At 44.0% G+C, this 307-nt stretch carries 1 protein-coding gene; it reads right to left on the bottom strand.

The genetic code is table 11. The annotated features are described in order from the left end of the window. Positions 1–224 precede the first annotated feature (224 nt). On the bottom strand, positions 225–307 hold an 83-nt coding region (locus HC752_RS24485), incomplete at its 5' end, for a zinc ribbon domain-containing protein (protein WP_238930628.1).

Here is a 307-nt window from a genome sequence, read left to right as displayed (position 1 = left end):
AACTTCCCACCTTAGATATGGTTGAGGAATCGAACTCGAAAACACTGAAGCCAGCAACTTTCGAGAACCTGACAACCCTTGAATTTTCAAAGCGCTATAACGCCAGCTTAAACCGCAGACAACGCACAAATCAAGCCGCTGCATTGCACCTTAAACACTAAATTCACCGCAAACTAAAAGTGCCACGCGTTGGCTGTCGGTTTGAAGCTTTTGTTATGCATACGCTAACCACTTAGTAGATCTAAGATTTTTTGCCCTGTTCCAAGACCACGTTTATAAAAATCTGTGTAGCCACAACGGCTGCATG

The organism is Vibrio sp. S9_S30 (assembly GCF_014694455.1).
In the GTDB taxonomy this organism is placed as follows: domain Bacteria; phylum Pseudomonadota; class Gammaproteobacteria; order Enterobacterales; family Vibrionaceae; genus Vibrio.
This window is presented reverse-complemented; position numbering and strand designations above follow the sequence as displayed.